At 71.0% G+C, this 15774-nt stretch carries 16 protein-coding genes; 8 read left to right on the plus strand and 8 right to left on the minus strand.

Annotated features, from left to right (window positions below; translation table 11 throughout):
* Positions 1–37 precede the first annotated feature (37 nt).
* The gene (gene hrpB, locus Q0W60_RS05690; RefSeq protein ID WP_297693553.1) at positions 38–2476 is read left to right on the plus strand and encodes an ATP-dependent helicase HrpB; all 2439 of its coding nucleotides are present in this window, start codon (positions 38–40) and stop codon (positions 2474–2476) included.
* A gap of 10 nt (positions 2477–2486) precedes the next feature.
* Here the strand turns inward: hrpB and Q0W60_RS05695 are convergent, their stop codons facing one another.
* Positions 2487–2963, minus strand: coding sequence for a carboxymuconolactone decarboxylase family protein (locus tag Q0W60_RS05695; RefSeq protein ID WP_297693470.1), 477 nt, complete (start codon positions 2961–2963; stop codon positions 2487–2489).
* Between the two features lie 160 nt (positions 2964–3123).
* Here Q0W60_RS05695 and Q0W60_RS05700 point away from each other — a divergent pair, with 160 nt between their 5' ends.
* On the plus strand, positions 3124–4029 hold the full coding sequence (locus Q0W60_RS05700; RefSeq protein WP_297693472.1) for a sugar phosphate isomerase/epimerase: 906 nt from the start codon (positions 3124–3126) through the stop codon (positions 4027–4029).
* Here Q0W60_RS05700 and Q0W60_RS05705 read toward each other — a convergent pair.
* Positions 4026–4811: an RNA methyltransferase gene (locus tag Q0W60_RS05705; RefSeq protein ID WP_297693474.1), complete on the minus strand. Its 786-nt coding sequence runs from the start codon at positions 4809–4811 to the stop codon at positions 4026–4028. The genes Q0W60_RS05700 and Q0W60_RS05705 overlap by 4 nt on opposite strands.
* Positions 4808–5710 (minus strand): class I SAM-dependent methyltransferase, encoded by a 903-nt coding sequence (locus Q0W60_RS05710; protein WP_297693476.1) that lies wholly within the window; start codon positions 5708–5710, stop codon positions 4808–4810. Before Q0W60_RS05710 ends, Q0W60_RS05705 begins: the two co-directional genes overlap by 4 nt.
* A 149-nt stretch (positions 5711–5859) precedes the next feature.
* On the opposite strand from Q0W60_RS05710, the gene Q0W60_RS05715 reads away from it, so the two are divergent.
* Both Q0W60_RS05715 and Q0W60_RS05720 read left to right on the plus strand, forming a co-directional pair.
* Positions 5860–6492, plus strand: coding sequence for a TetR/AcrR family transcriptional regulator (locus Q0W60_RS05715; protein ID WP_297693478.1), 633 nt, complete (start codon positions 5860–5862; stop codon positions 6490–6492).
* 33 nt (positions 6493–6525) lie between these two features.
* Complete coding sequence (locus Q0W60_RS05720; RefSeq protein ID WP_297693480.1) at positions 6526–6912, plus strand: hypothetical protein; 387 nt, start codon at positions 6526–6528, stop codon at positions 6910–6912.
* Here the strand turns inward: Q0W60_RS05720 and Q0W60_RS05725 are convergent.
* Positions 6909–9014 (minus strand): lytic transglycosylase domain-containing protein, encoded by a 2106-nt coding sequence (locus Q0W60_RS05725; RefSeq protein ID WP_297693482.1) that lies wholly within the window; start codon positions 9012–9014, stop codon positions 6909–6911. The two genes, Q0W60_RS05720 and Q0W60_RS05725, sit on opposite strands and share 4 nt — an antisense overlap.
* Positions 9015–9152: 138 nt before the next feature.
* On the opposite strand from Q0W60_RS05725, the gene dapA reads away from it, so the two are divergent.
* Genes dapA through Q0W60_RS05740 form a run of 3 tightly spaced genes read left to right on the plus strand, consistent with a single transcriptional unit; the run spans position 9153 to position 11282 of the window.
* A complete protein-coding gene (gene dapA / locus Q0W60_RS05730) occupies positions 9153–10037 on the plus strand; it encodes a 4-hydroxy-tetrahydrodipicolinate synthase (protein ID WP_297693484.1) in 885 nt (294 codons plus the stop codon).
* Position 10038: 1 nt separating this feature from the next.
* Positions 10039–10497 carry an SsrA-binding protein SmpB gene (gene smpB, locus Q0W60_RS05735; RefSeq protein WP_297693486.1) on the plus strand — a complete coding sequence of 153 codons (459 nt, stop codon included), beginning with the start codon at positions 10039–10041 and terminating at the stop codon, positions 10495–10497.
* A gap of 20 nt (positions 10498–10517) precedes the next feature.
* Positions 10518–11282: a GNAT family N-acetyltransferase gene (locus tag Q0W60_RS05740; protein WP_297693488.1), complete on the plus strand. Its 765-nt coding sequence runs from the start codon at positions 10518–10520 to the stop codon at positions 11280–11282.
* On the opposite strand, the gene Q0W60_RS05745 is transcribed toward Q0W60_RS05740, so the two are convergent.
* From Q0W60_RS05745 to Q0W60_RS05760, 4 genes are all read right to left on the minus strand, one after another.
* Positions 11257–12648 (minus strand): M20/M25/M40 family metallo-hydrolase, encoded by a 1392-nt coding sequence (locus Q0W60_RS05745; protein ID WP_297693490.1) that lies wholly within the window; start codon positions 12646–12648, stop codon positions 11257–11259. The genes Q0W60_RS05740 and Q0W60_RS05745 overlap by 26 nt on opposite strands.
* A 75-nt stretch (positions 12649–12723) precedes the next feature.
* A complete protein-coding gene (locus tag Q0W60_RS05750) occupies positions 12724–13752 on the minus strand; it encodes an MBL fold metallo-hydrolase (RefSeq protein ID WP_297693492.1) in 1029 nt (342 codons plus the stop codon).
* A 63-nt stretch (positions 13753–13815) separates the two neighbouring features.
* Positions 13816–14478 carry a uracil-DNA glycosylase gene (locus Q0W60_RS05755; protein ID WP_297693494.1) on the minus strand — a complete coding sequence of 221 codons (663 nt, stop codon included), beginning with the start codon at positions 14476–14478 and terminating at the stop codon, positions 13816–13818.
* Positions 14465–15055: an NYN domain-containing protein gene (locus Q0W60_RS05760; protein ID WP_297693496.1), complete on the minus strand. Its 591-nt coding sequence runs from the start codon at positions 15053–15055 to the stop codon at positions 14465–14467. The genes Q0W60_RS05755 and Q0W60_RS05760 overlap by 14 nt, the downstream gene beginning before the upstream one ends.
* Before the next feature lie 3 nt (positions 15056–15058).
* On the opposite strand from Q0W60_RS05760, the gene folK reads away from it, so the two are divergent.
* Positions 15059–15634, plus strand: a complete 576-nt coding sequence (gene folK, locus Q0W60_RS05765; RefSeq protein WP_297693498.1) for a 2-amino-4-hydroxy-6-hydroxymethyldihydropteridine diphosphokinase — start codon at positions 15059–15061, stop codon at positions 15632–15634.
* The last annotated feature ends 140 nt before the right edge of the window (positions 15635–15774 follow it).

Raw genomic sequence — 15774 nt, forward strand, 5'->3', positions numbered from 1 at the left:
TGCCGCACGCGCGGCGGAGGCGTGTTATGTGCGGCCCATGCTCCCGATCCACGAGGCCTTGCCGGCGCTGCAGGCCGAGCTCGCCCGGCGCAATGCGGTCGTGCTGGTCGCCCCGCCGGGCGCCGGCAAGACCACGGTGGCTCCCCTTGAGCTCCTCGGCGCGCCGTGGATCAGCGGCGGCAGGATCATCGTGCTCGAGCCCCGGCGGCTCGCCGCGCGCGCCGCCGCCGAGCGCATGGCCCGGACGCTGGGCGAGAGCGTCGGCGAGACCGTTGGCATCCGCGTCCGTCTGCAGTCCCGCGTGTCTGCGAAGACGCGCATCGAGGTGGTCACCGAAGGCGTCTTCACCCGCATGATCCTGGCCGACCCGGGGCTCGCCGGCGTCGCCTGCGTGATCTTCGACGAATTCCACGAACGCAGCCTCGACGCCGATCTCGGCCTGGCGCTGGCCCGCGACGCCCAGCGGCTGATCCGCGAGGACCTAAGGCTGCTGGTGATGTCCGCCACAATCGACGGCGCGGCGGTCGCCCGCCTCCTGGACGCGGCTCCGGTGATCGAGAGCCATGGTCGGACGTTCCCGGTCGCCACGCGCTATCTCGGCCGTGACCCCGCCCTCCGCATCGAGGACCAGACCGTCCGGGCGATCGAGCGCGGCCTCGCCGAAGAGACCGGCTCGATGCTGGTCTTCCTGCCTGGCCAGAGGGAGATCGTGCGCACCGCCGAGCGGCTGGCGGAGCGTCTGCAAGGCCGTCGTGACGTCGAGATCGCGCCGCTCTACGGCGCGCTGGACCCCACCGCCCAGGACCGCGCCATCGCCGCGGCGCCGCGGGGAGGCCGCAAGGTGGTGCTGGCCAGCGCCATCGCCGAGACCAGCCTGACGATCGAGGGCGTCCGGTTGGTGATCGACGCTGGCCTCTCCCGCGTCCCGCGTTATGACCCGGCGAGCGGGCTGACCCGCCTGGCGACCATCCGCGTCTCGCGCGCCGCCGCCGACCAGCGCCGCGGCCGCGCCGGCCGCACGGAGCCCGGCGTCTGCTACCGGCTGTGGGACGAGCCCGAGACCCGGGCGCTTGCGGCCTACGCCGAGCCGGAGATGCTGCAGGCCGATCTCGCGGGCCTGGCGCTCGACCTCGCCCGCTGGGGCGCGAGGGATCCGGCCGACCTCGCCTTCCTGGATCCGCCGCCCGCCGCCGCCTACGCCGAGGCGCGCGCGCTCCTCACGCGCCTGGAAGCGCTCACGCCCGAGGGCGTGCTCACCGCGCACGGCCGGGCGCTTTCCGAGTTCCCTCTGGCGCCGCGCCTCGCGCACATGGTGTTGAAGGCCGCTGACACCGGCCAGGCGCCCCGCGCCTCGCGCATCGCGGCCCTCGTCAGCGAGCACAATCTCGGCGGCCGCGACGTCGACCTGCGCCACCGGCTCGCCGCGATTGATCGCGACCGGTCGCCCCACGCCCGCGACGCCAAGGCGCTCGCCGAGCGCTGGGCGAGGCTTACCCGCCAGGCCGGCGGGGGAGAGCCGCTCTCCGATGGCCTGATCCTCGCCTTCGCCTACCCTGAGCGGATCGCCCGCGCCCGGGGGCCGCTCGGGGAGTTCCAGCTCACGTCCGGCCGAGGCGCCTTCCTGGAGCCCACGGACGCGCTCGCCCGCGAGACCTGGCTGGCGGTCGCCGAACTCGGCGGCGGCCCGCGGCGCGACCGCATCCTGCTCGCCGCCCCGCTCACCGAGCCGGAAATCGTCGCCGCCTTCCAGGGCCAGCTTGCGGAGGAGGACCGCCTGGAGGAGAGCGGCGGCGGACGTCTGCGCGCCAAGCGCATCCTTCGCCTCGGCCGCCTCGCCGTCCGCGAGAGCGTCGATGACAATCCGGATCCAGCGCTGATCTCCCGCGCATTGGCCGATCGCGTGCGGGCCGAAGGGCTCGCCAACGTTCCGTTCGGTCCGGCCGCCCGCACGTTGCGGCAGCGCATCGCCTTCCTCCGCCGGCTGGACGAGGCCTGGCCCGACCTCTCGGACGAGGCGCTCATCGCCCGAGCGGACGAGTGGCTCGCCCCGCTGCTCCCCGGCGTCCGCTCGCTCGCCGCGCTCAAGCCGGCCGCCCTGGACGATGCGCTCCGCGCGCTCATCCCCTGGGACCGGCAGCGCCGGCTCGAAGCCGAGGCGCCCGCCCGCTGGGCCGCGCCCAGCGGCAATTCCTTCGAGATCGACTACGCCGCCGAAGGGGGCCCGCGCGTCGAGGTCCGCGTGCAGGAGGTCTACGGCCTCTCTGAGCACCCGCAGGTGGCGGGTGTCCCGCTCACGCTATCGCTGCTCTCGCCAGCCCACCGACCGATCCAGACGACCAAGGACCTGCCGGGCTTCTGGAAAGGCTCCTGGAAGGAGGTCCGCACCGAAATGAAGGGCCGCTATCCCAAGCACGTCTGGCCGGAGGATCCTGTTTCCGCCGCCCCCACCACCCGCGCGAAGCCGAGGGGCGCGTGATCGATCGGGCCTATTCCGCCGCCTCGACTCGAGCCCTCGCCGGCTTGTCGTTCGGATGTTCGGAACGCAGGCCGATGGCGAGGCGGTTCCAGCTGTTGATCGTCGCCACCAACAGCGAGAGGTCGCCGATCTCCTTGTCGCTGAACTGCGCCTTGAGCGCCGCGAAGTCCTCGTCCGGCGCATGGGTCTCGGAAATGTTGGTCAGGGCCTCGGTCCAGGCCAGCGCCGCCCGCTCCCGCGGCGTGTACAGCTTCGACTCCCGCCAGGCGTCGAGGAGGAACAGGCGCTTCGCATCCTCGCCCTCCTTCAGCGCCTCGGCCGAGTGCATGTGCAGGCAATAGGCGCAGCCGTTGATCTGCGAGGCGCGCATCTTCACCAGGTGCATGAGGGCGTGCTCGAGCCCGCAGTCCTTCAGATAGGCTTCGATGGCGAGCATCGGCTCGATGGACTTCTGGTTCATGGCGTAGAGGTTGAGGCGCTGGGTCACGGGGAGGCTCCTTCTGCTTTCGCGCTCAAGGACGCGCGGGCCCACCGGTCTGTGACGTCCGTATCGCGCGATCATCCCCGTCCTCGGCGCCGCGTTCAAGCGGCGCCTGGCGCTTGCCAACCGGCCGCGGGCGCCGCTCACTGGCCGCCATGGAGGGGCCATGACCATCACACGCCGCGGGGTCCTGGCCTCGTCCGCCGCCTTCGCACTCGCAGCCGGCGGCACCAACGCAGCCGCGCAGCCCTTCTTCCGGAGCCACCGCTTGCCGATCGGCCTGCAGCTCTATTCGGTCGGCGCCGAGCTGCGCCGTGATCTCGTAGGCACGCTGAAGGCGGTCGCCGAGATCGGCTACAAGACCGTCGAGACGGCGGGCTACGCTGGCCAGAGCCCGCGGGCGCTGCGCGCCGCCTTCGACCAATTCGGCCTTGCCTGCACGAGCGCCCACGTCCCGACGCGCGGAAACGGGCCGGAGCCAACCCTCTCCGGCGATCTCGCCCGGCTCGCCGCCGACATGCACGTGCTGGGCGCCCGCCAGGTGGTGGCGCCCAGCTTCCTTGTTCCCGAGGGCAGGTCGCTGAGATCAGAGCTGACGCTCGATGACTGGCGTGCGACCGCGGCCTTCCTGAACCGCACCGGCGCGGCGCTGAAGCGCGACGGCCTGGAGCTCGGCTACCACAACCACAATCCGGAGTTCGCGCCGCTGGCGGGCGGAACAGCGCTCGATCTGCTGCTGAAGGAGACCGACCCCACGCTCGTGCACTTCGAGATGGACGCCGGCTGGGTGGTCGCCGGGGGTCACGATCCTGCCGCCCTGCTCGAGGCGCATCGCGGTCGCTTCACCCAGATGCACGTCAAGGACGTCGCCAAGGGCGTCGAGCCGAACTACGCCTTCCACGTCCGGACGACCTCGGTGGGGGAGGGGGTCATCGACTGGCCGCGCCTGTTGCGCGCCGCCTATGCCGAGGGCGTGCGCGAGTTCTTCGTCGAGCACGAGCCGCCGTTCGAGAGGCCGGTGCTGGAGATGCTGGCGCTCAGCTACCGCAACCTTGCCGCCATGCCGGCCTAAGGCGTCGCGGCGTAGATCATGATCCCGGTCGCCACCGCCAGGTTCAACGAGTCCGCCCGGCCACGCATGGGGATCTTCACGTTGACGTCGCACAGGCTGGCCATCTCCGGCGGCAGGCCCTGCTGCTCGTTGCCCATCAGGATCAGCGCGGGCTTGACGTAGTCCGCGGCGCGATAGCCGAGGTTGGCCGCGAGCAGCGTCCCCACGACCGAGCCCGGCCAGCGATCGCGCCAGGCGGCGAACTCCGCCTCCGAGGCCCGCGTCAGCGGAACCGCGAAGATCGAGCCCATGGTCGCGCGCACCGCCTCGACGGAATAGGGATCGCAGCATTCGCCGACCAGGATCACCCCGCCGCAACCCGCCGCGTCGGCCGTGCGGACGATGGTTCCGAGGTTGCCCGGGTCGCGCACCCGGTGCAGCGCCACCCAGCAGCGCGCCGCTTGCGGCTCGATCTGGTCGAGCGAGCGGTACGCCTGGCGGAAGACCCCCACCACCGCCTGCGGGTTGTCGCGCCGCGAGACCTTGGCGAGGATCGCCTCGGTCACCTCCGAGGCCTCGCCGCCGGCCTGTCGCGTCGCAGTGATCGCGGCCCTGGCCAGCGGATGCTCGGCGGCCTCGGGACCGTAGAGCAGCAGCTGCGGCGCGTGGCCGGTCTCGATGCCTTCGGTGACGGTCTTCAGGCCTTCGGCGACGAACAGGCCGCTCTCGTCACGCGCCTTCTTGAGGTGCAGGCCGCGCACCGCCTTCACCGTGGGGTTCTGCAGCGAGGTGATCCGGCTCATGCGGCCCACCGGGCGTAGAAGCTCATGCCGATCTGGCGCTCCGCGCCGGCCTGAGCCAGCGCGAGCTCGCCCCATTCGATGCGCCCGCCACGACCCGCGAGGGTCTCGGCGAGCAGGCCCGAGAGCGCCGCGCCGGAGATCCGCTCGGCATAGGCGTTGAGCACCAGGAACGAGGCATTGTCCGAAAGAAGCTCGCCACATAGCCCCATAAGGTCCGGCAAGTCCTCGAACAGCCGCCAGACCTCGCCGGCAGGCCCCCGGCCATATTTCGGCGGATCGAGGATGATGCCGTCGTAGCGCGAGCCGCGGCGCGCCTCGCGGGCCGCGTATTTGCGCGCATCCTCGACGATCCAGCGGACCGGCCGTTCGGTGAGACCCGAAAGCTGGGCGTTCTCGCGCGCCCAGCCCACCGCCCGCCGCGAGGCGTCGACGTGGGTCACCGCCGCGCCCGCCGCGGCCATCACCAGGCTTGCGACCCCGGTGTAGCCGAACAGGTTCAGCACCTTCGGCTGGTCGGCGAGGCCGCGGATCCGCTGATCGAGCCAGGCCCAGTTGGCCGCCTGCTCCGGGAAGAAGGCCAGGTGCCGGAAGCTGGTGAAGCGCCCCAGGAAGCGCACCTCGCCCCAGCCGAGCGGCCAGGCCTCCGTGGGCGTCTCCCGGAAGCGCCACCGGCCGGCGTCCTCCTCGTCGGCGGGGTCGAACACCGCATCGGCCGCCGCCCACGCGTCCGGGGGCAGCGCCGGCCGCCAAAGGCATTGCGGTTCGGGCCGAACGACCGTGTAGCGGCCATAGCGCTCGAGCTTCCGGCCGGCGCCGGAATCCAGCAGCGCATAGTCCGACCAGCCGGTCGTGCGCATCAGGCCGGGCGCGTCGGCCACCACCGGTCCGGAACGACTCATGGCGCGCCCTTACGAGCTTCCGGCGCCGCCCGTCCAGTGCGCGCGGGCTTCCGCCGGGACAGCTTGGCGCCGCAGGCGTGCGTTACGGGCTTGTCACGTCGAAGGAATTGGGGTCCGCTGCCCTGGGGGTAGGGGAGGATCGGAATCCAGTGACGGTTGCAGCGACCACGACCCGTCGGTCCTCGCGCAAGGCGAAGGGCGACGGCCATCTGCGACGAGCCGAGATCCTGGAGGCGGCGGAGCGGATCTTCGTGGCCGAGGGCTATGAGGGCGCGACCATACGCCGGATCGCCGACGAGGTGGGGGTCTCCTCGACCGCCCTCTACATGCACTTCGCCGACAAGAGCGCGATTCTCCTGGAGATCTGCGAGCAGACCATCAAGGTGCTGCTCGAGCGCAACCGGGAGATCGCGGTTAAGCCGATCGACGCCGTCGTGCGCCTGAAGATGATCCTGGAAGCCTACATGCGTTGGGGCATGGATCACCCCAACCCCTACCAGCTCGTCTATTCCGTGCCGCGGCCCGAAGCGGCCATGGCGGGCTCGGAGGCCGCCGACCTGGGAGCCGAGTGCTACGAGGTCTTCTCCGGCGTGGTGCGCGAGATCGCCGCCGCCGGGCGTTTGCGCAACGGCTCGGCCGATTGCGCCGCCCAGGCCATGTGGATGTCGTGCCACGGCGTCGTGGCGCTGCTCGCCGCCAGGCCCAATTTCGCCTGGGCGGACCGCGAGGCGCTGATCGAGGTCACCCTCGACGGCCTGATCGACGGTCTCGTCATCGACTAGGGCCGCGCCCGGGCGAGCATCAGGGGCGGGCGCATGACATTCGCGAAATGGGCGTTCCGGGTCGCCGGGATCTACGGCGTGCTGACGCTCGCCCCGATGTACTTCGCCGAGGGCGCGATCTCGACGATGACGCCGCCGGCGATCACCCACCCGGAGTACTTCTACGGCTGGATCTCCGCGGCCCTGGTCTTCCAGTTCCTGTTCCTGCTGATCAGCGCCGATCCTCGGCGCTATCGGCCGGTGATGATCGTCGCCGTCCTCGAGAAGGTCACCTGGCTGGCCGGGCTGTGGCCGTTGGCGATGATGGGTCGCGTGCGCGGATCGCCGCTTGTCATCGGCAGCGTCGACGCCCTCTGGGCGGTGCTGTTCGCGGTGAGCTGGCTCAGAACGGCGCCGCCCCGCGACGGCGGCGCAGGCTAGCGCGCCGCACTGATCGGGGTGAGCGGCGCGGCTTGCGCGGCGGCGAAGCCGTAGCTGCCGCGGCGCAGGTCGGCGTGCAGCGTGATGGGCGCGGTGCCGCCGTTCATCTTGGCCCGGTAGACCTGCACGTTCTCCATCACCCGCATCACGTAATTGCGCGTCTCGGAGAAGGGGATGCACTCGATGAAGTCGACCGGGTCCGTGGCCCCGCGCGGATCGCCGCAGAACGAGACCCACTGGGCGGGGCGGCCGGGACCGGCGTTGTAGGCCGCGGCGGCCATGACGTAGGAGCCGGAGAACTGGTCCACGAGATGGCCCAGGAAGCTGGAGCCGAGCTGCATGTTGTAGTCGGCCTCGTCCAGGCGGCCCGGCGAATAGCTGACGCCCATCCGGCGGGCGACAACGGCGGCCGTGGCCGGCATCAGCTGCATCATGCCGCGCGCGCCCGCGCCGGAGTGGGCATAGGCGTCGAAGCCGCTTTCCTGGCGGGTGATGGCCAGCACGAGGGCCGGCTCCGGCGCGCCGGCCACCTGCGGCGGGGCGCGGTAGGGATAGGCCCGCTGGGGCAGGATGAAGCCGTGCTGTGCGGCCGAGCGGGCCACCAGCATCGACAGGTACTGGTCGCCGTAGCCGCGGACCAGGTCGATCAGCAGCGCCTCGTCGACAGTGGAGGGCAGGACGTCGTCGAGGCTGAGCACGAAGCTGCGGTAGAGGTCGCGGTAGCCCAGCTCGTAGAGCAGCCGGGCCGCCTGCACGGGCTCGCGACCCTCGAAGCGGGCGCGGTCGGCCGGGGTGATCACAGGATCGGCGGCGAGGGTCAGCTTCTGGCCCACCTTCTCCATGGCGAGCTGGCCGTAGAACGTCGTGCCGTGCGCCGCGGCCGCCTGATAGAAGCTCGCAGCCGAGGCCTGGTCGCCCTTCGCCTCGGCGGCGCGGCCTTCCCAGTAGAGCGCGCGGGCGCGGGTGATCGGCGAAACGCCGATGTGGTCGAGCGTTGCGAAGTGCTTGGCCGCGGCGTCAGGGTCCTTCAGCTTGCTGAGCGCGATCCAGCCCGCATAGAAGGCGGCCTCAGCCGCATCGGGCCCGGTCATGCTGTCACAGTCGGCGGCGGCATAGGCGGCCCTGGCGTCGCCGGCGCGAAGGGCTGCGATGATCAGCTGCTTGCGCTCTTCCCAGACCTGCTTGGCCATCTCGGCGGTCGGCGCCTCGCGCGGGAAGTCCTTGACCAGGGCCTGGGCGAGCGTCTCCAGGTTATGCCGGCGATAGTAGGCCGCCCGTTCGAACGCGACCCCCGGGGCGTTCGCGACGCTGGGCGGCAGCGCCGACAGCAGCTCGGTGGCGTTCGACGCATTGGCCCTCAGCGCCAGCCTGGCCTCGGCGGCTTGCTGCTGGTCGGCCGGGATCAGGGGCAGGAGATCGCGCGCGGCCTGCGTGTTCTTCTCGTAGAGCAGGATGTCGACGCGCCGGACGTGGTCGTCCTGGGTGAGGAACCCGGCGAAGCGGGCGAGCATCGCGCGCTGCGACTCGGCGTCGAACGCCCGGTCGCGCCAAAAATGCTTGATGAGTTTCTGGGCGTCGGCTGGACGTCCCAGCGCCTGGTAGGCCGACGCCAGCGCCATGGCGCCTTGCGGGGTTTCCGGCTCGTCGCCCCGGAACCACGTCACGATGTCGGCCGGCGACTTGCCCGAGCTCTCGAGCTGCCGCTCGGCTGAAAGCTCCCGCCGGGAACCCCTGGGCCAGTCGCCAAGCTCATGGCGGGCGTTGTCGATCTCGAAGAAGCCCAGCGAATCGCCGTCCGAATCGGCGAGCGCCCAGGTGGCCACCTTGCGGGCCAGCGGGTCGGAGAGCTCGCTGCGCGCCGCGCGCGCGCCGTTCACGTCGCCGCGTCGGGCCGAATCGATCGCGCGGCGGAGCAGCGAGATGTCGTTGGCTGAAAGCGCGCCGCCGGCGGAATGCACCACCGCCGCCGCCTCGACGGGCGCCTCGGGCGCAGTGTTCTGCAGGAGATCGCCGATCGGGTCGGCCGGCTGCGCGCGCGCCGAGGCGGCGGCCAGACCGAGCACGCCGGCGATCAGTGCGACTTTCCGGGCCTTTGCGAGCACGCGCTTGTCCCCCAACGGACTGCCCCCCTTTCCTCGACGATCTGATACGAACATTGCGAGCTTGGCCCACTCCCCCATATTGTCGCGGCAATTCTGAATTTCGCTTAACAAGCGGCCCCTTCACGGCAATTTGCTGAAATGCCCAAGCCCCTATTCCGCGGCGTCCTGCCGGCGCTTGTGACCCCCTTCCGCGACGCCGCGTTCGACGAGCCGGCGTTCGTGCGCCTGGTGGAGCGGCAGATCGCGGGCGGCGTCCATGGGTTGGTTCCCGTGGGCACCACCGGTGAGACTGCGACCCTCAGCCATGATGAGCACCGTCGTGTGGTCGAACTTTGCGTGAAGACCGCTGCAGGACGCGTGCCAGTCGTCGCCGGCGCGGGCTCCAACTCGACCGAGGAGGCGATCGAGCTCGTCCGCCACGCCAAGGTGGTCGGCGCCGACGCCGCCCTGGTCGTCACGCCCTATTACAACCGCCCGAGCCAGGAGGGCCTCTACGCCCATTATCGGGCGATCAACGACGCGGTCGAGCTGCCCGTGATCATCTACAACGTGCCGTCGCGGACCAGCATCGACATCTCCAACGACACCCTCGCCCGGCTCGCCAAGCTGCCGAACATGGCGGGCGTCAAGGACGCCACCGGCGATCTGCCGCGCGCCTCCTTGCAGCGGCTGATGTGCGGCGAGGGCTGGGTGATGCTCTCGGGCAACGACGACACGGCGCTCGGCTACATGGCCCACGGCGGCCACGGCTGCATCTCGGTGACCGCCAATGTCGCGCCCGAGTTGTGCGCCGCCTTCTACAACGACGCGCTGTCCGGCAAGTGGCAGGGCGCGCTCGCCGGCCAGGACCGGCTGATCCGGCTGCACAAGGCGCTGTTTTCCGACGCCTCACCGTCACCCACGAAATTTGCGCTCGCCCAGCTCGGCCTCTGTTCCGAGGAGGCGCGGCTGCCGATCGTCCCGTGCTCCGAGGCCGCCCGCGCCGAGGTCCTGGCCGCGATGCGAGACGCCGGCGTTATCTGACATGGCCGGCAAGCTGATCGCCGAGAACCGCCGCGCGCGGTTCGATTACTTCCTGGAGGACACCTTCGAGGCGGGCCTGCAGCTCACCGGCTCCGAGGTGAAGTCCCTGCGCAACGGCCGGGCCAACATCGCCGAATCCTACGCTGCGGTGGAGGGCCACGAGATCGTCCTCATCAACGCCGACATCCCGCCCTACAAGCAGGCCGGCCCCTATTTCAATCACGAGCCGCGCCGCCACCGGAAGCTGCTGCTCAAGCGTCGCGAGATCGACAGGCTGATCGGCGCCGTGCAGCGCGAGGGCCGCACCATCATCCCGACCCGCCTCTACTGGAACGACCGCGGCATCGCCAAGCTCGAAGTGGCGCTGGCCAAGGGCAAGAAGCTGCACGACAAGCGCGAGACGGCGGCCGAGCGCGACTGGCAGCGCGACAAGGCGAGGCTGATGCGGGAAAAGGGCTGAGCCTTCGGAGCGGGGCAGGGGTGAGGCTCAGCGACACGGACATCGAATCCCTCGAGCGCGCCATTGTGGCCTCGGTCGCGCCCGAGCGGGCGGTGGAAATTGCCGGCTGGCTGGTCCCGCTCGATCCGGGCGCCATCGGCCGCGCAAGGAGCGCCGTGCCCCTCGCGCACGATGCCGACCCAGGGGTCGTCGGCGACATCGAGCAGATCTACCTCGCCGCCCGGCTGCCGCCCGCCTTCCGGATCGCCGAGACGGAGACGCTCGGGCCGGTTCGCGAGGCCCTCGCCGCCCGCGGCTATGCGCCCGCCACGCCCACCATCATGAAGCTCGGCGCGCCCGCGGGGTGCGTCGCCCTATCCGACGATCCCGCCGAGCTCCGCGAGACGCCCGGCGCGGCCTGGATCGCCTGCTTCGCGGGCGAGGGCTTCGATCCGCAGGAGGCCGAAAGCCGCATCCGCAACCTCATGCGCTCGCCTGGGGCCCTGTTCGCCGCGGTCCACGGGTGTGGGCGCACGCTGGCCGTGGGCGTCGTCTCCTTCGGCCGTGGCTGGGCGGGCGTGCACGGCATGCGCACCGCCCCCGATCAGCGCCGCAAGGGCCACGCGAGCCGCATCCTCGCCGCCATCGGCCGCGCCGCCGGCGAGCGCGGGATCGATCGCGCCTACCTGCAGGTTGTCGAGGACAACCCCGCGCGCAGCCTCTACAGGGCCGCCGGCTTCACGCCCGCTTGGCGGTATCACTACTGGCGCAAGGGCGAGGCTACTTCGCCAGCTCCTTCAGGATGATCTCCCACTGCATCAGCGCCCCGTCGATCGAGGCGATGGGCGCGCGCTCATTGAGGCCGTGGGCGAAGTCGTCGGAGGGCTTCATGAACATGCCCGAGGCGCCATAGGCCGGCACGCCCTCGGCGCGGAAGAACATCGAATCGGTCGCGCCGGCCGACATCGAGGGCACGATCGGCAGACCGGGCGCGCGGGCGCGCACCGCCCGGGTCACCGCCGCCACCACATCGGGCCGCAGCGGCGATCCCGGCGCGTCGATCGAGCCGTCGTCCTTGCGGGTCACCTTGGCGGCGGGATCGGCGATCACCTTCTCGATCACCCTGCGCACCTCTTCCGAGGGCGTGCCCGGGAAGATGCGACAGTTGACGTTGGCCTCGGCGCGCTGCGGCAGGGCGTTCGGCGCGTGGCCCGCGTTGAGCATGGTCGCCACGCAGGTGGTGCGAAGCTGGCCCACGTAGTCCGGATCGGCCGAGAGGATCGCGATCGCCTGCTGGTCCCGGGGGTTGGCGACATAGCGCCGGAGCGCCTGGCCTAGGGGGCCGGAGGTGATCGGGGCCGCCGCGCGCAGCGCCTGATCCGTGATCTCGCTGCGCATCACCGGAAACGGGTAGGCCGCCAGGCGTCCGAGGTCGGCGGCGAGCTGGTAGATGGCGTTGGTCTTACCGGGCCGGCTGGAGTGGCCGCCCGGGTTGGTCACGGTGACGGCGAAGTCGGCGTAGGTCTTCTCCGCCGCCTGCAGCCCGTAGAACAAGGGCTTGCCGTCCTGGGCGAGCACGCCGCCGCCGGCATCGCCATTCAGCACCAGCTCGGCATCCTTCAGCTCGGCGGCGTTGGCCCGGCCGGTCTGCATCTGGGTCTCTTCGTCTCCGGAGAGCGCCAGCACCACGTCGCGCCCCGGCTTCCAGCTTTCGCGCTTCAGCTTCCCGAGCACGGTGACGATGACGGAGACGTCGAACTTGTCGTCGTAGGCGCCGCGGCCGAAGACGTAGCCGTTCTCCACCACCGGCGTGAACGGATCGCGGGTCCAGTCGGCGGGCTTCGCCTCCACCACGTCCATGTGGTCGATGATCACGATCGGCTTCCTGGCGGGATCGGCGCCGCGGTAGCGAGCGACCAGCCGCGCCGTGCCGGCCATCGGCGTGACGGTGACGTCCTCGGGCGCGAAGCCCGACTGCACCAGGACGGACTTCAGGTAGGCGGCATAGGCCGGGACCTGGTCGCCCGGCAGCACCGTCCGGAACGCCACCCCGCGCTTGAGCGTCTCCAGCGCCTGCTCGTGGAGCGAGGGCGCGGGGGCGGGCGGCGCGGCAGTCAGGGCCGTGGAGAGGGGCAGGGCGAGGAGGGCGGCGAGGCCCGCCAGGACGTTCATTTTCGGCACTTAGCGGCGTTCCGGTAGACGAGGACCTGGGCTGTGTAGCGGAGCCTCGGCCATCGCGCGAGCCGGTCAGGTCTCCACCGGATATCCCGCCTCACGCCAGGCCTTGACGCCGCCATCGAGCGCGGTCGCGCGCCCATAGCCCAGCTCGCGCAGGGTCGCGGCGGCCAGGGTGGAGATCTTGCCGAGCTCGCAGCAGGTCAGGATCCGGACCGTCGGATCCGGCAGCTCGCTGTTGACCCTGAGCTCAAGCTGTCCGCGCGGCAGATGCGTCGCGCCGGGCACATGGCCGGCCCGGAAAGCCTCGCTTTCGCGGAGATCCAGCACCACCAGGTCGCGGCTGTTGCCGCCGATCCGCTCGGCGAGCTCGGCCAGCGACATGAACGGCACCTTGGCCGCCGCCTCCGCCAGCAGCTGGTCCACCGTCTTGCCGCCGCTCATGTTGGTGCGCAGAGCCTCGGTGAGGTGCGTCGGCGCGGACAGGTCGAGGTGCTGCATCATCTCCACGAACGCCGCCCGTTCGGTCTTTTGCAGACGCGGATTGTCGGCCAGCTCCGCTCCGATCGTGGAGTGGGAGCGGCCCTTGTAGTCATGCGCCGGGTAGACCAGCGTTTCCGCCGGCAGCTTGAGGAGCTTGTCGAACAGGCTCTCGTAGAGCGCATGCGGATCCCCGGTCGGCAGGTCCGTGCGCCCGGTGCCGCCGATCAGCAGCGTGTCGCCGGTGAACACCCGGTCGTCCAGCAGCAGGCACATGGAATCGCGCGTGTGGCCGGGCGTGTGCAGCGCCTTCACCTTCAGCGAGCCCGCGATCAGCATGTCGCCGTCGTCGAGCCGCAGGTCGGCGTAGGGGGCGGGGCTCAGCCGATGCATCACCACCGGCGCGCCGAGCGCCTTGCCGAGCTCGCGGCTGCCGGAGAAGTGGTCGGCGTGAGTGTGGGTGTCGATCACGTAGCGCACGTTGAGGCCGTGCTGGCCGGCGAGGCCGCGATACTCGGCGATCCGCGACTGCTCGGGGTCGATCAGCACCGCCGCCCGCGTCGCCGCACAACCCACGAGATACGACTGGCAGCCGCCGGTCGCGATCTGCTCGAACAGCATGGCCGCACCCTCCGAACCCCACCCGGCGAAGGTTCGCGCCGCCGGCTCCGGCTGGCAAGCCGCTCAGGCGGCGAGAAGCGCCCGGGCCCGTTCGAACACCGCCTCGAACATCGGCGCGGTCAGCCGGCCGGTGTTCGTGTTGAGCCGCGAGCAGTGATAGCTGTTGATCACCCAGTAGCGCCCGGCCTGGAACTCCGAGCCATGGCCCGCCGCGCCGTCGCTCGCCTTGCCGCCCAGCGCGCGCAGCACATTGCGCCTGGAGACGTCGCCCAGGGTCACGATGACCTTCAGGCGGGGCAGGGCCGCGATCCGCGCCGCGAGATAGGGCCGGCAGTTCGCCTCCTCGGCCGTCTCCGGCTTGTTGCCGGGCGGGGCGCAGCGCACCGCGTTCGTGATCATGCAGTCCACGAGCCTCAAGCCGTCGTCGGGCCTGGCCTCGTACCGCCCTTCGGCGAAGCCGAGCTTGAGAAGCGTCTCGTAGAGCAGCAGGCCCGCATAGTCGCCGGTGAACGGCCGCCCGGTGCGGTTCGCCCCCGTCCGCCCTGGGGCCAGGCCGACGATCAGCAGCCGAGCATCCGGATCGCCGAACGAGGGCGCCGCCCCGTTGAACCAGTCGGGATGGGCCGCGCGGTTGGCGGCGCGACAGGCGACCAGCCGCGGGCAGATCGGGCAGTCGGGCGGCGCTTCCGGCGGACAGGCCGCACGGGCCGGCTCAGGCCTCGGCATCGGCCTCACGCTCGTGGGCGCGGGCCTCCTGGATGAAGCGCGGCAGGCGCGAGGGCCGGCCGATGATCTCGGCCAGGTCGGCCAGGTCCACGAAGTTGTCGGCCTGGCGTCGCAGGTCGTCGGAGGCCATGGGCGGCTGCGACTTGACGGTCGAGACGACGGTCACCCGCGCGCCCTTGCGCTGGACCGCCTCCACCAGACAGCGGAAGTCGCCGTCGCCGGAGAACAGCACGAGGTGGTCGGCCGGACCGGCCATCTCCATCATGTCGACCGCGATCTCGACGTCCATATCGCCGCGCCAGCGCTTGCGGCCCTGGCTGTCGACGTACTCCCGGGCCGCCTTGGTCACCAGCCGGTAGCCGTTGTAGTCGAGCCAGTCGACCAGCGGCCGGATCGGCGAATACTCCTGATCCTCGACCAGCGCCGTGTAGTAGTAGGCCCGCACCAGCACCCCGCGCTTGCGGAACTCCTCCAGCAGCTTGCGGTAGTCGATGTCGAAGCCGAGACCCTTGGCCGCCGAATAGAGGTTGGCCCCGTCGATGAAGAGAGCGAGCCTGTCAGTGGGGTAAAAGGTCATAAATTGAAATTCCTGAAGGCAGGGCTTGAGGCGCTGGATGAGGTGACGATCATCGCCTTGGGCTCCAATATGGCCGGCGATTTCCCGTCGTCCGAGGCGCTGCTTGAGGCGGCTTTGGCGCGGTTCCCTGGGGCCCAATTGCCCGTTCTCGCCCGGTCGGGCTGGTGGCGCTCGGCCGCCTGGCCCGATCCCGGCGAACCTGAGTATCGCAACGGCGTCGCGCTTGTCGAGAAGACCATGCGGCCAAAGGCCGTTCTGGAGGCGCTTTTTTCCATCGAGCGGAGCTTTGGCAGAACGCGCGTGGCGCCGAACGCGCCGCGCACGCTCGATCTCGACCTCATCGCCTGCGGCCGCGCAGTGATCGATGCCCCCGGACTCATCGTGCCGCACCCCCGCGCCCACGAGCGCCTGTTCGTCATGGGCCCCTTGGCCGAGATCGCTCCCGGCTGGGTGCACCCCACCCTAGGCCGGAGCGCCGCCGACCTCGCCCGCGCCGCCACCGTCGGCCGCGACGCGGCGCCTCTCGTTGGAGCCACGACGAAATCACGAAAGCGAAGGAACCCCGGAAGACACGGATGACACGTAAGACGGCGGGGGCGACCGCGAGCGAGCGCGCCCCCGGCACCCGTGCCGGCCGGACCTCTGCCGATGGGCTCCTCTCCGTGCTTTCCGTGGTCTGGCGCGAAGCGTCTTTCGCGTTTTTCCTGCCTTTCGTGGTT

Origin of the sequence: Phenylobacterium sp., from assembly GCF_025934275.1 — a bacterium.
Taxonomy (GTDB): Bacteria; Pseudomonadota; Alphaproteobacteria; order Caulobacterales; family Caulobacteraceae; genus Phenylobacterium.

Bases quoted from the DNA above. Each gene is read 5' to 3' on its own strand.
- Q0W60_RS05745 (WP_297693490.1), bottom strand. From the start codon at position 12,648: ATGAACGTCCTGGCGGGCCTCGCCGCCCTCCTCGCCCTGCCCCTCTCC.
- dapA (WP_297693484.1), top strand. From the start codon at position 9,153: ATGCCCAAGCCCCTATTCCGCGGCGTCCTGCCGGCGCTTGTGACCCCC.
- Q0W60_RS05710 (WP_297693476.1), bottom strand. From the start codon at position 5,710: ATGAGTCGTTCCGGACCGGTGGTGGCCGACGCGCCCGGCCTGATGCGC.
- hrpB (WP_297693553.1), top strand. From the start codon at position 38: ATGCTCCCGATCCACGAGGCCTTGCCGGCGCTGCAGGCCGAGCTCGCC.
- Q0W60_RS05755 (WP_297693494.1), bottom strand. From the start codon at position 14,478: ATGCCGAGGCCTGAGCCGGCCCGTGCGGCCTGTCCGCCGGAAGCGCCG.
- Q0W60_RS05760 (WP_297693496.1), bottom strand. From the start codon at position 15,055: ATGACCTTTTACCCCACTGACAGGCTCGCTCTCTTCATCGACGGGGCC.
- Q0W60_RS05705 (WP_297693474.1), bottom strand. From the start codon at position 4,811: ATGAGCCGGATCACCTCGCTGCAGAACCCCACGGTGAAGGCGGTGCGC.
- smpB (WP_297693486.1), top strand. From the start codon at position 10,039: ATGGCCGGCAAGCTGATCGCCGAGAACCGCCGCGCGCGGTTCGATTAC.
- Q0W60_RS05720 (WP_297693480.1), top strand. From the start codon at position 6,526: ATGACATTCGCGAAATGGGCGTTCCGGGTCGCCGGGATCTACGGCGTG.
- Q0W60_RS05750 (WP_297693492.1), bottom strand. From the start codon at position 13,752: ATGCTGTTCGAGCAGATCGCGACCGGCGGCTGCCAGTCGTATCTCGTG.
- Q0W60_RS05700 (WP_297693472.1), top strand. From the start codon at position 3,124: ATGACCATCACACGCCGCGGGGTCCTGGCCTCGTCCGCCGCCTTCGCA.